This window comes from Enterobacter sp. JJBC, from assembly GCF_036936505.1.
GTDB lineage: Bacteria > Pseudomonadota > Gammaproteobacteria > Enterobacterales > Enterobacteriaceae > Enterobacter > Enterobacter hormaechei_C.
Genome location: NZ_CP136935.1, coordinates 688,785 through 702,686, shown reverse-complemented (window position 1 = coordinate 702,686; position 13,902 = coordinate 688,785). Strand labels below are relative to the sequence as shown.

Below are 13,902 nucleotides of genomic sequence, written 5' to 3'. Positions count from 1 at the left end.
CCTATGACCCACAGCGCTGTGGTGTAATTATCTCTTCGTATAGTTAACCTTAGGTATAGTTATACTTTGGTATACCTATCCTATTGTATAACTGGATCTTTGCCGAAACCGGTTCCCATAATCCTGACCATTCCCCTCTTAGTCTGGAGCTCTTATGGTTACCCTCGGTAAAGCCGATCTCATTCTGGTTAACGGCCAGTTTCACACCGTCGATCGCGAGAATCCTCTCGCAGAAGCCGTTGCCGTGCGCGACGGAAAATTTCTGGAAGTGGGTACCGTCGCCGAGGTGATGCAGCACCACGGCGACGGCACCAAAGTGATCGATCTGAAAGGCCATACCGCCATCCCCGGCCTGAACGACTCGCACCTGCACCTGATCCGCGGCGGGCTGAACTACAACCTTGAGCTGCGCTGGGAAGGCGTGCCGTCGCTCGCCGACGCCCTGCGGATGCTGAAAGAGCAGGCGCTGCGCACGCCGTCGCCCCAGTGGGTGCGCGTGGTGGGCGGCTGGAGCGAGTTCCAGTTTGCCGAGCGCCGCATGCCAACCCTGGACGAAATTAACGACGCCGCGCCGGACACCCCGGTCTTCATCCTGCACCTGTACGACCGCGCCCTGCTCAACCGCGCCGCGCTGAAGGTGGTCGGCTACACCAAAGACACGCCAAACCCGCCGGGCGGGGAGATCCAGCGCGACGCCAACGGCAACCCGACCGGGATGCTGATTGCCCGTCCGAACGCCATGATCCTCTACGCCACGCTGGCGAAAGGGCCGAAGCTGCCGCTGGAGCAGCAGGTCAACTCCACGCGCCAGTTCATGCGCGAGCTGAACCGCCTGGGGCTGACCAGCGCCATCGACGCGGGCGGCGGCTTCCAGAACTACCCGGAAGATTACGAGGTGATTGCCGAGCTGCACGAGAAAAAGCAGATGACCATCCGCATCGCCTACAACCTGTTTACCCAGCGTCCGGGCCACGAGCTGGAAGACTTTGAAAAATGGACCGATATGCTTACGCCGGGCCAGGGCAGCGATTTCTTCCGCCACAACGGCGCGGGCGAGATGCTGGTCTTCTCCGCCGCCGATTTTGAAGACTTCCTCGAGCCGCGCCCGGACCTTGCGCCGGGCATGGAGGACGAGCTGGAGCGCGTAGTGCGCCATCTGGTGGAGCACCGCTGGCCGTTCCGCCTGCACGCCACTTACAACGAATCCATCAGCCGCATGCTGGACGTGTTCGAGAAGGTGAACCGTGACATTCCGTTCAACGGGCTGCACTGGTTCTTCGACCACGCCGAAACCGTGTCGCAGGCCAACATTGACCGCATCAAAGCACTCGGCGGCGGCATTGCCGTCCAGCACCGCATGGCCTTCCAGGGCGAGTACTTTGCCGAGCGCTACGGCATCGAAGCCACCCGCCACACGCCGCCGGTGGCGAAAATGCTCGAGACCGGCGTGCCAGTGGGATTAGGCACCGATGCCACCCGCGTGGCGAGTTACAATCCGTGGACCGCGCTCTACTGGCTGGTCTCCGGCCGCACCGTCGGCGGGATGCAGATGTACGACCACAGCGCCCGCCTGGATCGCGATACCGCCCTGATGCTCTGGACCCAGGGCAGCGCGTGGTTCTCCAGCGAGCAGAATCAAAAGGGGCAGATCAAGGTCGGCCAGCTCGCGGATCTGGCGGTGCTCAGCAAAGATTACTTCCGCGTGCCGGAGGAGGAGATCAAGGGCATCGAGTCCGTCATCACCGTGGTGAACGGCGATATCGTCTATGCCGCTGGCAGCTTTGGCCCGCTCGCGCCGCCGGCCATCCCGGTCCTGCCCGAGTGGTCCCCGGTGGTGAAGGTGCCGGGCCACTACCGCAGCGCGCCGCCGCAGGCCGCACGCGTGGGTATGAGTGTGGTTCACCACTGTAGCGGCCCGTGCGGGGTTCACAGCCACCAGCATGACTTTGCCCGCACGTCAGCGATGCCGGTATCCGACGATAACGCTTTCTGGGGGGCGCTGGGTTGCAGCTGCTTTGCATTCTGATGAAACAAAATGACGCTTCGCCCCGGATCGATCCGGGGCTGTTCTTTCTGCGCCTGACCGGCAGCCTGCTGCTGCTTTACGTGCACGGCCTGCCGAAGGTGCTGCACTTCAGCGAAGAGCTGACGCGCATCGAAGATCCGTTTGGTTTCGGGCCGTATGCCAGTCTGATCCCGGCGATCGTCGCCGAGGTGATCTGCCCGCTGTTTATCATTGCGGGGGTTTACACCCGCATGGCGTGCCTGCCGATTATCGCCGTGCTGCTGGTGGCGATGCTGGCGGTTCATCCGAACTGGTCGATTGCCGAGGGGCAGTTTGGCTGGCTGCTGCTGATTATCTTCACCACCCTTGCCCTCACCGGGCCGGGCCAGTGGCGAGTGCAGCGTAAAACAACGGAGAGGTTCGCATGACCCAGGTAAACGACGTTCGCGACGCACACGTCGAGACGACGCCCGCCCCGGCGGTTTCACCCTGGCAGCCGCTGAGCCAGCCGGTGTTCCGCATGCTGTGGATCGCCACGGTGGTCTCTAACGTCGGCTCATGGATGAGCGACGTCGGCATCAACTGGAGCATGCTGACGCTCAGCGCCGATCCGCTGGATATCGCGCTGGTGCAGGCGGCGAGCAGCCTGCCGATGTTCCTCTTCGCCCTGCCGTCCGGGGTGATGGCGGACATCGTTGACCGACGTAAATACCTGCTCTTCTCCCAGCTGTGGGTGTTCATCGCCGCCGCCGGGCTGACGGTGCTCTCCTTCACCGGACACGTCACCCCTACCGTTCTGCTGTTGGCGACGTTCCTGCTGAGCGTGGGCGCGGCGATGAGCTCGCCGCCGTTCCAGGCGATTGTGCCCGATCTGGTGAGCAAGCCTGAGCTGGGTGCCGCCGTGGCGCTTAACTCGCTCGGGGTCAATATCAGCCGGGCGATTGGCCCCGCGCTGGGCGGTTTTCTGCTGTCGCTTGCCGGACCGTGGATGGTGTTTGCCCTGAACGCGCTCTCCGTGGTCGGCGTGGCGTGGGTGCTGTGGCGCTGGCGTCCGGCGCCGTCCGTGCAGCGTTTGCCACCAGAGCACTTCTTCTCCGCGGTGCGCTCCGGCATTCGCTACGTGCACGCCGCCCCGGTGCTGCGCAACGTGCTGGTGCGCACCGTGGCGTTCTTCGTTTTCGGCAGCGCGGGCTGGGCACTGCTGCCGCTGGTGGCGCGCCGCGAGCTGGGCCTGGGCCCGGCGGGCTACGGCGTGATGCTGGCGTGTATCGGCCTTGGCGCCATTGCCGGGGCCATCCTGCTGCCGCGCCTGCGCCAGCGGCTGAACGCCGACCGCCTGATGGTGGCCGCGAGCCTGACCTTTGCCCTCACCATGCTGGCGCTGGCGTTCGTGCGCCACGTCTGGCTGCTCAACCTGTTTGAGTTCTTCACCGGCTTCGCGTGGATTGCGGTGCTCTCGACGCTGAACCTCGGCGCGCAGCGCAGCGCCGCCCGCTGGGTTAAGGCCCGCGCACTGGCGGTGTACCTGACGGTGTTCTTCGGCTCGATGACCGCAGGCAGCGCCATCTGGGGGCAGATTGCCTCTCAGTTCGGCACCCCGACCTCGCTGGTGGTCGCCACGCTGGGGATGGTGCTGGCAAGCGCCACCGTGTTCCGCTGGAAGCTGGAGAAAGATCCTGATTTAAACCTCGACCTGAGCGGCCAGCCGCTGGACGGCGTGGAGATCGACCTGCCGAACGAGCGCGGCCCGGTGCTGGTCTCGCACGAGTACATCATCGACCCGCACAACGCAAAAGCCTTCCTGGAGGCGGTCCACGAGCTGCGCCGGGTGCGACGCCGCGCCGGGGCGATGAGCTGGGCGGTATACGAAGATATTGAGCGCCCCGGCCTGTTTATCGAGACCTTCCTGATGGGCTCCTGGATTGAGCATCTGCGCCAGCAGGAGCGCCACACCATGAATGACCTCCTGCTGCAGAGCCGCGTTCTGGCTTTTCATCAGGGCACAACATCACCGGCAATTCGTTATCTGGTCGCGCCGGTATAACCCTAACCATCACCTGTACAGGAACACACTATGGCAACGTTTAAGGCAAAAGACGGCACGCAGATTTACTACAAGGACGGCGGCGCGGGCAAACCGGTTCTCTTCAGCCACGGCTGGCCGCTGGACGGCGACATGTGGGACAGCCAGCTGAACTATCTGGCCGAGCGCGGCTTTCGCGCCATCGCCTTTGACCGTCGCGGCTTTGGCCGCTCGGATCAGCCGTGGAACGGCTACGACTACGACACCTTTGCGTCCGACATTAACGACCTGATCACCACGCTGGATCTGCGCGACGTGACGCTGGTGGGCTTCTCCATGGGCGGCGGCGACGTGACGCGCTACATCAACAACTACGGCAGCGAACGCGTGGCCGGTCTTGCCCTGCTGGGCGCGGTCACGCCAATCTTCGGCAAATCCGACTCCTTCCCGCAGGGTGTGGATCAGAGCGTGTTCGACGGCATTCGCGACGGACTGCGTAAAGATCGCGCCCAGTTCATCAGCGACTTCGCCACCCCGTTCTACGGCATCAACGCCGGGCAGACCGTTTCCGCGGGTGCCCTGACCCAGACGCTGAACATCGCCCTGCTGGCGTCCCTGAAGGGCACCATCGACTGCGTGACCGCCTTCGCCGAAACCGACTTCCGCCCGGATATGGCGAAAATCGACGTGCCGACGCTGGTGATCCACGGCAGCAACGACCAGATCGTGCCGTTTGAAACGACCGGCAAGCTGGCGGCAGAGATGATCAAAAACGCCACGCTGAAGGTGTACGACAACGCGCCGCACGGCTTCGCGCTGACCCACCAGGATCAGCTCAACGAAGATCTGCTGGCGTTTGTGAAGTCGCTGTAAGTCATTACGCGAAGCCTGATGGCGCTTCGCTTATCAGGCCTACAAGGGCTGGTCCTGTAGGCCGGGTAAGGCGCAGCCGCCACCCGGCGCTTTCGCAGACGCATTCCGCTCCGCCAGCAGCCGACAAACCTCCGCATGCTTCTCCTCGGTAAAGGTGAAGCGCGACATAAACCCCATTCGAATCAGCGAGCCTATCGCCGGTAACAAACAAATCCCGAAGAACAGCCCCGACAGCACGCTATCGCTCTGGGCCTGCGCCTGCGGCACATAGTCGATCATCGTCAGAAACACGCCGATTAACCCGCCGCCCACCGCCACCGACATCTTGCCGGTAAAGGTCTGCCCGGAGAAAGTGATCGCCGCGCAGCGCTTGTTAGTGTGGTACTCCGCGTACTCGATGGTGTCGGCAATCATCGACGAGGTGAGGATGTTGGTCATCATCACGAACAGCGTGCTCAGGCCAAGCAGAATGAACAGCATCGTCACCTGCTGATAACCGACAAACCACATCACCACGCGCACCGCCACGTCCAGCCCGCAGAGGATCATAAACAGCTTCCGCTTCTGCATCCGGCGCGTCAGCATCGGGGCGACCAGGCACAGCACCGCCGCGACAATGCCCATCACGCCAATCGCCATTTGCAGGCTGCCGTCGCCCATATTGTTGATAAAGAAGTAGATATAAAGACCGCCCGCCACGTTATGGAACACACAGAAAAAGAACGACAGCAGGACGATAAACAACGGTTTGTTCTGGCGCAGGTTGTGGAAGGTGTCGCGGATGGTCACCTTTTCCGGGCTCGGCGGCACGCGCTCTTTGATCTGCATAAAGCCGTTGAGCATCAGCGGCAGGCCCACCAGCATCATCACCAGCGCCGCCATAAAGTAGCCTTTATCGCTGCTGTACTGGGCGAAGAACGCCGCCAGCTTCGGGAAGAAGATGTTGGCGCAAGCGATCCCGGCGTTCACCCCGAGCATCGCCGCCGTCACCGCGCGGGTGCGCTGGCCGGAGTCGTTGGTCATCACCGACGACATCGACCAGAACGGGATATCGGAGATGGCGTACAGCGTCCCCCACAGGATATACGTCACCCCGGCGTAGAGGATTTTGGTGGTCATGTCCGCTTCGATTTTATAGAACGACAGCAGCGTGACGCCGGTGATCAGCAGCGGGGCGATCAGCAAAAAGTGGCGAAACTTGCCGAACCGGCTGTTAATGGTGTCCATAATGCTGGCAAACAGCGGATCGTGAACCGCGTCCCACGCGCGGGCAATCAGGAAGATGGTACTGGCCGCCAGCGCCGAGATCCCCAGCACGTCGGTGTAAAAATAGTTAATAAACGAACCCACTAAACCAAAGCTAAAACACTGACCTAAACCATAGCCAAAATAAGACCACAGCTCGCGAGACGGTATTTTCATTGTCATTGCCATTGTTATATGCCTGCCTGGTTGCCCGGCGGTCGGCCGCCGGGTCGATATTATTAGTCCTGCGCCTGCGGGGCGATCTTGCGCAGCTGCTGCATTAATGCGATTTCACGGCGTGAGAACGGAATGCCGTTCTCCTCAAACACGTCGTGGAACCAGAGGCGGCAGTAGTCCGTGGACTCCTTCATCACCACCGGCCACGGCAGCCAGGTCTGGGTTTTGCCGCGCACCAGCCCCCACTGGTACGGCGCGACCTTCGCCGCGTACATCAGCGGGAGCTGCTCTTCGATGGTGCTGCCCACGTGGCGCGCCAGCCATTCGGTGCAGAACAGCGGACGGCCAAGCTGTTGCAGCTGCTGAATAATCGCCGTCATGCGCCCCGTGTGGGTGTAGGCGTGGAAGCTCACCACGTCCGAGAGCGCCAGCGCGGTCTGGTCCAGCGGATGCTGGAAGAACGTCTCGCCCTCCTCTTCCGGCGGCAGGCGCCACGCGCAGACGGTGATCGGCTGGGTTGGGTCTTCTTCGCGCACCCACTGGAATGCGAGCTTCATCAACTCGTGCGCGCAGGTCTCCAGCTTCGCGTCGTACTGCACCTCCTGCGTGCCCGTCGCGAAAATGCCGCGGTTGCCCGGCTCGTTGTAGAGATCCCACAACAGCACGCGCTTATCGTCGCGGAACTGGCGCACAACGTCGCGGATATAGCGCTCAATGTCTGCCCAGCAGTCCGGATCGCAAACCTTGTCGCGCCCCGGGCTCGCCGCCGCCTGACTGTTGTGCTTGCCCGGCACGGGCGGCTTTTGCGGGCCGAGGTACGGTTCGTCGCCGGAGAAGCCGCAGTCGTCCATCAGGGTCAGCATGGTGCTGAAGCCGTGACCGTCGGCAATCGTCAAAAACCGGTCGATGCGCGCCATCAGCCCGTCGCGGTCATGCTCCCAGACGATAAACGGCAGGTTGATGCGCAGGGTGTTATAGCCCGCCTCCGCCGCCCAGCCCAGCTCGCGCTCGATGGTTTCGGCATCGAAGGTCTCTGCCTGCCAGATATCGGTCCAGTTCACCGCCGTCGACGGCAGATAGTTAAACCCGCACAGCCAGCCTTTTTGCTGATACCACGCCTGTGCCTGCTCCCTGCTCCACTGCTCTTTCATTACGCGCCCTCTCACTGATAATGTTTAGCTAATAAATATTAGTTGCAGGATAAATGCGCAAATCACGGTGTTTAGAAAAGCGATGCCCCTCACAAAGTTCACGCTTCGATGAATGAGAAACGTGATCGACGGCGCTAAAGCGTGCGGTTAGGGTATGATGCGAATTCGCGAAAGGGAGAGGACGGATGAAGCGAAAAACGAAAGTGACGATGAACGATATTGCGCGAGCGGCAGGGGTGTCGCAGGCGACGGTATCGCTGGTGCTTAACCAGTCCCGCAACATCAAGCTCAGCGACGACACCCGCCAGCGGGTGATCAACGTCGCTACCGAGCTCGGCTACGACCGCCTCCCCGCCGTTCACGCCCCGCGCAACCAGGAAGAGATCGCCCTGCTGGTGAGCTCCATGCAGAGCTTCGACCCGTTTATCGACGCCATCAGCCAGGCGCGGGAGGCAGCGTGGCGCAACGAGACCCTGCTCACCGTCTACGACTACGGCGACGACATCGAGCTGGCGCTGAACATCATCCGCCAGCTGGAGAAGCGCAACTGCATCGGGATTGTCCTCGCCTCACCGGTCACCACGCTGGTGGACATGACGGCGTTTCATGACTGCACCCGCATCCCGCTGGTGCTGCTCAACCAGCGCGACCCTGGCTCGCCGCTGCTGCCGTCGTTTATCCCGGACGACTACGCCAACGCTTTCCAGGTGACTAAACACCTCATTGCCTGCGGGGCCACGCGCATCGCCCACATCACCGGCGAGAGCTGGATGGAGGCCTCGCGCCAGCGTCTGGCGGGCTACCGGGCGGCGCTACAGCAGGCCGGACTCGCGTGTGACGACGGCCTGGTGCGCCAGACCAACTGGCAGTTCAGCGAGTCCTTCACCGCGACAGCTTCGCTGCTGGAACTGGCCGAGCGCCCGGACGCCATCTTCTGCGCCAGCGACTGGCTGGCGATTGGCTGCTACCAGGCGCTGGCGGTGAACGGCGTGCGCATCCCGCAGGACATGCTGCTGGCGGGCTACGACGACCAGAAGATCTCCGAGCAGCTCACCCCGCCGCTGACCAGTATCCAGCTGCCCTACAGCGAGCTGGGACGGCTGGCGGTGGAGTACCTGTGCAATCAGGAAGATGCCGCCACGCACGTGACGCTGGCGGGCAGGCTAAAGGTGCGGGCCTCAAGCCTCGTCTGAGGTAAACACCATGCCCGCGTAGGGCTTCTCGCGACACGCCGCCAGCCGCGCGGCGAGGCTGCCCACGTGCAGCTCCAGCTTGTGCCCGTCCGGGTCGAGAAAATAGAACGACGCCCCCTCGCTTTTGTTCTGCTTCCAGACGGTGACGCCCGCCTGCTCCAGCCTGTGCGAGAACGGTTCAAAATCTTCTTCCGCCACGGTAAATGCGTAGTGGGTGTAGTCGCTCTCCTGCGGCGGCACGTACCGGCGCGCCTCGTCGTACGACAGGCAGACCCACAGTTCGCCGCAGGTGAGATAGGCCCCGGTATTCCAGCGGGCGTGCAGGGGCAGCCCCAGCAGCTCGTGCCAGAAGGTGACGCTTTTTTGCAGGTCGCTGACCGCGAGGGTCAGGTGGTTGAGAGATTGCAGCATGACGAGCCCTTTTGTTTTTCGCGCCGGACGTGGTACGGTAAAGAGATGAACATAAACCACGCCGTGCTCACCGTAAACCGCTGGTGGCTGCCTTCTTAAAGGCGGCACGGAGTAGTTTTCCCCATTTTCAGATAGCCGCCGAAAGGCGGCTTTCTCACATCTCAGACCCCTTTCGGCAACTGCACATTAAGGAGTCTTTATGAACACGCAAACCATCCTCACCGGCGACCGCCCAACCGGCCCGCTGCACCTCGGCCACTTCGTCGGATCGCTGCGCCAGCGCGTGGCGCTCCAGCACACGCACAACCAGTTTGTGCTAATTGCCGACCTGCAGGGGCTGACCGACAACGGCAGCAACCCGCAGAAGATCCGCGATAACATCCCCGAAGTGCTGGCCGACTACCTCGCCGCCGGCATCGACCCGAGCCTGACCACGATCTGCCTGCAGTCCGCCCTGCCCGCCCTCGCCGAGCTGACGATGCTGTATATGAACATCGTCACCGTCGCCCGCGTGGAGCGTAACCCGACGGTGAAAAACGAGATTGTGCAGAAAGGCTTCGCCCGCTCGCTGCCGGTCGGGTTTATGGCCTACCCCATCAGCCAGGCGGCGGATATCACCGCGTTTAAGGCCGAGTGTGTGCCCGTCGGCGACGACCAGCTGCCGATGATTGAGCAGACCAACGAGATTGTGCACAAGATGAACAGCCTGCTGCCCGCCCCGGTGCTGCGCCACTGCAAGGCGATGCTGAGCGACACCAGCCGCCTGCCCGGCATCGACGGCAGCGCCAAGATGTCGAAATCGCTGGGCAACACGCTGCACCTTTCGGCCAGCGAAGAGACCATTCACCGTGCGGTGAGCGCCATGTACACCGACCCGAACCACCTGAAGGTGAGCGACCCGGGGCAGATTGAGGGGAACGTGGTGTTTACGTATCTCGACGCGTTTCATCCCGATAAGGACAAGGTGGCGGCGATGAAGGCGCACTATCAGGCGGGTGGGCTGGGCGACCGGGCGTGTAAGAACGAACTGGAGGCGTGTTTGCAGGAGCTGATTGCGCCGATGCGGGAGCGGAGGGCGATGTATTTGCGGGATAAGGGGGAATTGATGGCGATGCTGAAGCGCGGGACGGAACGGGCGCAAGGGGTGACGCAAGGGACGTTGAGGGAGGTGAAGGTTGGGCTGGGGGTGCCGGTGTTTAGTTAAAGTCGATTTAGCGGTGGAGTGCGGGGGATTGGCATGAAGCCGCTAACTTGATTATTGCGGAAATAAGCGAGGAGCAAAAATTCTTAAATGCATTATTAGTCAATGTCGTTTGTCATTCTGTTAAGAGCGCTATATTCATAGACTCTTAATATTTTAAACGCCACGGCAACTGCTATGAGTAAGTTTATTATTTCCATGCTGAATACGTTACTTTGTGTATTTGTGATTGTGCTATGCCTCATATGCGTGGGCGTCACTGATAACTGGAAAGAATGCACTATAGCTATAATCATCACTTTAGGATGCGCACATTTCATGGCCGTTTTACTGAATCGTGTATTGCCTCATAAGTTATCTATCTTAGAAGGAATACTGGAATTATTGGGAGGGCCGCTATTAGTTATAGGCGCAATGGTGTGCTTTGATGTATTCGAACCCTGGCCGCTAAAAATCATTGGGATGTTTGCGTGGATTGTTTTGATTTTCTTTGTACCTTCAATAATAAGCCACAGGCGTTAACTCGGTCTATTAATCAATGTCTACGTCATTTCTTCACCCACGGAATCCAACATAATGTACCCCACTCTTTCGCAGGTCATTGAGGTTGTACGTCAGTCCTCGGGACATCATCGCAAGCACACTGATGAGAACACCCTAATCGAAGCCGACCTTGATATATGCGGCATGGATGGCGATGCCCTGATTGATGACTGCGAGGCAGCGTTTGGCGTTACGCTTGTCACTGAAGAAGATGGCTATGAGAAAACTTTTTCCCTCGCTGAAAACGAGTTTCTTTTTAGCACCGAGGGCATAGATTACTTTGGTATCTGCCGCTTGATTCGCAGGATACGTGGCATACCTGAACCTGTGATACGCGATTTAACCGTTGGCGAACTCCATGCTGTACTTGTTAAGGCTGTCAGAGAACAAAGACATGATGTTTGAGTTATTTTTAGCGTAGTGCGGGCATGTCCTCACATGCCCGTGCAGACTGGCTTGAAGTTTAAACAGCCTTCCCACTCCCACGCTTAATCACCGGCATATCACCCGTATCATTCAGCGCTCCCGGAAACGTCTTCAACCACTGCGCGACTTTCTGTTTATTGATATTCACCACACTCATACCTTCCAGGCATCCCCATAATTCTCTTGTATGTTGTGGCGTAATCACAATGCAGTCTTTCATTGCGCGGATTTTTACCGGCATGCCGTCGATAAAGCCCGCACGGGTTAACCACTCGCCGCCCAGAAGAAGGTATTTAATATCTATGCGGGAATAAAGTTCGCAGCAGGCGGCACTGTCCTGCGGCGTCTCCGCGCGGGGATGGACGGGGGCCGCGTTGAGCTGGTTGCCGTGTAAACGGCGGGCGCTGTTTTTGCGTACCAGCTCGCGGTTTTCAATCACGCCGGTGAAAGCGTCTGATTCTGTTTTGCAAACAGTAAACTCTGGCTTAAAATTCGTCGCAGCCATTTTCAACTCCTTTTCAGTTGCTGGTGGTTAGCGGTATGGGGGTGTTGCAGCACCTTCATATCGCGAATTCTTCTTTATATATTCTTTGATACTTCCTTTGCCGTTCGGCGTAATTTCTGGTGACCATTATACAGGGCTGAATATAAATACAGCGGTTTTGGGTGGGGGAAATTTGGAATTTGCGAGGGGGATTCAGGAAATCGCGTAGTGTGCGGTAAGGTCATGTTTTTGTTAGTTGCGGGTTGATTGGTCTGAGTTTTGCGAGCATCATCGCAATTATTTACCTTCTTCCGTAACGCGATGGCTTCCAGCAAAACTCTCGAACAGGCAATTGCCGACATCACCATCTGGCGCAAAGGCGAACAACGCGCGCCGCATAAGCCTTTATTGCTTCTGTACGTGCTGGCGAACTATCAGCAGGGGCATGCGCGACTGTTTGATTACGGAACCGAGGTCCACGAGCAGTTGCTTAGCCTATTAGAACGCTTTGGCCCACAGAGGAAGGCGCATTATCCGAATATGCCCTTCTGGCGGCTCAGAGGGGATGGATTTTGGGATCTGAAGAATACTGAGTTCTGTTCAACTACTGGCAATAAGCAACCGCCTGTTAAAGAACTTGTGGAACATAATGTCGCAGGTGGGTTTGATGAAGAACACTTTGCATTGCTGAGTAAGAACAAAAACCTGATCGGCTCGCTGGCGCAGCAGATCCTTGAAGCGCACTTTCCTGAAAGCATTCAGGAAGAGATCGCGGATGAGATGGGCTTTAATATTCAGCAGATCCGTAAGGTTCGCGATCCGCTTTTCCGCAAGCAAGTGTTGCGGGCTTATAACTATGAGTGCGCAATCTGCGGGTTTAACATGCGACATGATAACGCCTCTGTAGGACTTGAAGCCGCGCATATAAAATGGAAGCAGTTTGGCGGGCCATGCGAGATCCCGAACGGACTGGCGCTATGTGCGATTCATCATAAGGCGTTTGATAAGGGATCGATTGGACTAGATGAGAGTATGCGGGTACTGGTGTCTGAGGCGGTGAATGGGGGCGGGATTGTTGGGCGGCTGTTCTGGGATTTTGCAGGGAAGCAGATTGCTTTGCCGATGGTCAAAGGGAATTATCCAAGGGAGGGGTTTGTGGAGTGGCATTGGAGGGAGGTGTTTAGAGGATGAGTGCGAAGGCCGCACCGCGATTTAATCCATAACCAATTGAAATAAGTAACTTTATAAAAACAATGAATCACGATGTATACTCACATGTATACTCAACGCGATTCCCTGTGAATACAGCTAGCTAAAAACTACTCTTCATCTTCTTCCACAGGCTCCAGCGCGTCAAGTACGACTCGTACCATGGCAATAGAACCAATACGGATAAAAGCATCTTCTCCATCTTCGTCGGTTAACATATAACGATCTGTGGTTTCAGGCTCACAGTCCAGTTTGTCAAAGAACGCATTCAACTGACCGATATCATGCGCCTCTTCATTTTGCGGCGCATCAGGCTCAACGCTCAGCGGAATCACAGGGCCACCGTTCACCAGGGTGATATGGACATTAAAATAATCGTCTTCGTAATCATCATCTTCTTTAGCAACGATTGGCGGTAGACTATCAGACAAGAACTGGTGAAATACCACTTCACGCATATTTAACGCATAACGATACTGGTCCGAGTCAAAGACAAAGAACCGCTCTACATTCGGGCTAGCTGTTTCCTGAAAATAATAATAAAACCTCCGCTTATCAGCAGCAGAAATGGGCAACAATAAATAATCCGGCAGCCCCTGTAGCCAAAGTTTTACGGTCCAGAGACCGCTATCCATTTCAATACCACTTGTAGCTATTACCTCAAGATCTTCATCGGTTTTACGACGCTTCTTACGGAAGTCGTCTATCAACCGATCGCTTTCCGGGAATACGACGTTTAGAGGTTTATCCAGAGCATTGCATATTGCCTGAGCAAGGCCCAACTTTGCTGCAACCTTCCCGGTTTCGATGCGCTGGATTTGCTGCTGGCTGGTGCCGACCATAAACGCCAGTTCGCGCTGAGTGATCGACAATTGGGTACGAAGCTGTTTGATGTTGTTCTGTAACATGGCATCGCTCTTCTCATGAGGTTGATGGCTTACACTAAAACACAAAAACGCGT

13 protein-coding genes are annotated in these 13,902 nt (G+C 58.4%); 8 read left to right on the top strand and 5 right to left on the bottom strand.

The genetic code is table 11. The features are described from left to right. The first annotated feature begins 154 nt into the window (after positions 1-154). Genes RY075_RS03400 through RY075_RS03385 form a run of 4 tightly spaced genes read left to right on the top strand, consistent with a single transcriptional unit; the run spans position 155 to position 4,901 of the window. Positions 155-2,026 (top strand): amidohydrolase, encoded by a 1,872-nt coding sequence (locus tag RY075_RS03400; protein WP_003863052.1) that lies wholly within the window; start codon positions 155-157, stop codon positions 2,024-2,026. Further along, complete coding sequence (locus RY075_RS03395) at positions 2,026-2,433, top strand: DoxX family protein (protein ID WP_003863050.1); 408 nt, start codon at positions 2,026-2,028, stop codon at positions 2,431-2,433. Before RY075_RS03400 ends, RY075_RS03395 begins: the two co-directional genes overlap by 1 nt. Beyond that, a complete protein-coding gene (locus tag RY075_RS03390) occupies positions 2,430-4,049 on the top strand; it encodes an MFS transporter (protein ID WP_058658776.1) in 1,620 nt (539 codons plus the stop codon). The genes RY075_RS03395 and RY075_RS03390 overlap by 4 nt, the downstream gene beginning before the upstream one ends. A 30-nt stretch (positions 4,050-4,079) precedes the next feature. Then, positions 4,080-4,901 (top strand): alpha/beta hydrolase, encoded by an 822-nt coding sequence (locus RY075_RS03385; protein WP_058658777.1) that lies wholly within the window; start codon positions 4,080-4,082, stop codon positions 4,899-4,901. Positions 4,902-4,940: 39 nt separating this feature from the next. On the opposite strand, the gene RY075_RS03380 is transcribed toward RY075_RS03385, so the two are convergent. Continuing rightward, positions 4,941-6,335: an MFS transporter gene (locus RY075_RS03380; RefSeq protein ID WP_302378188.1), complete on the bottom strand. Its 1,395-nt coding sequence runs from the start codon at positions 6,333-6,335 to the stop codon at positions 4,941-4,943. 50 nt (positions 6,336-6,385) lie between these two features. Continuing rightward, positions 6,386-7,474: a cellulase family glycosylhydrolase gene (locus tag RY075_RS03375; RefSeq protein WP_211988814.1), complete on the bottom strand. Its 1,089-nt coding sequence runs from the start codon at positions 7,472-7,474 to the stop codon at positions 6,386-6,388. 185 nt (positions 7,475-7,659) lie between these two features. Between RY075_RS03375 and RY075_RS03370 the strand changes: the two genes are divergently transcribed. Next, positions 7,660-8,667, top strand: a complete 1,008-nt coding sequence (locus tag RY075_RS03370; protein ID WP_063864425.1) for a LacI family DNA-binding transcriptional regulator — start codon at positions 7,660-7,662, stop codon at positions 8,665-8,667. Here RY075_RS03370 and fosA read toward each other — a convergent pair. Next, positions 8,653-9,078 (bottom strand): FosA/FosA2 family fosfomycin resistance glutathione transferase, encoded by a 426-nt coding sequence (gene fosA / locus RY075_RS03365; protein WP_109948614.1) that lies wholly within the window; start codon positions 9,076-9,078, stop codon positions 8,653-8,655. The genes RY075_RS03370 and fosA overlap by 15 nt on opposite strands. Before the next feature lie 199 nt (positions 9,079-9,277). Here fosA and trpS point away from each other — a divergent pair, with 199 nt between their 5' ends. Together trpS and RY075_RS03355 are read left to right on the top strand one after the other, a co-directional pair. After that, positions 9,278-10,282, top strand: a complete 1,005-nt coding sequence (gene trpS, locus RY075_RS03360) for a tryptophan--tRNA ligase (protein ID WP_109948615.1) — start codon at positions 9,278-9,280, stop codon at positions 10,280-10,282. Between the two features lie 573 nt (positions 10,283-10,855). After that, entirely contained in the window at positions 10,856-11,227 is a 372-nt protein-coding gene (locus tag RY075_RS03355) for a hypothetical protein (protein ID WP_061855991.1), read from the top strand. A gap of 58 nt (positions 11,228-11,285) precedes the next feature. On the opposite strand, the gene RY075_RS03350 is transcribed toward RY075_RS03355, so the two are convergent. Then, a complete protein-coding gene (locus RY075_RS03350) occupies positions 11,286-11,753 on the bottom strand; it encodes a SymE family type I addiction module toxin (RefSeq protein ID WP_073970427.1) in 468 nt (155 codons plus the stop codon). A gap of 300 nt (positions 11,754-12,053) precedes the next feature. Between RY075_RS03350 and RY075_RS03345 the strand changes: the two genes are divergently transcribed. Beyond that, on the top strand, positions 12,054-12,923 hold the full coding sequence (locus RY075_RS03345; protein WP_063855377.1) for a phosphorothioated DNA-binding restriction endonuclease: 870 nt from the start codon (positions 12,054-12,056) through the stop codon (positions 12,921-12,923). 128 nt (positions 12,924-13,051) lie between these two features. On the opposite strand, the gene RY075_RS03340 is transcribed toward RY075_RS03345, so the two are convergent. Continuing rightward, complete coding sequence (locus RY075_RS03340; RefSeq protein ID WP_168978619.1) at positions 13,052-13,849, bottom strand: helix-turn-helix domain-containing protein; 798 nt, start codon at positions 13,847-13,849, stop codon at positions 13,052-13,054. Positions 13,850-13,902: the final 53 nt, after the last annotated feature.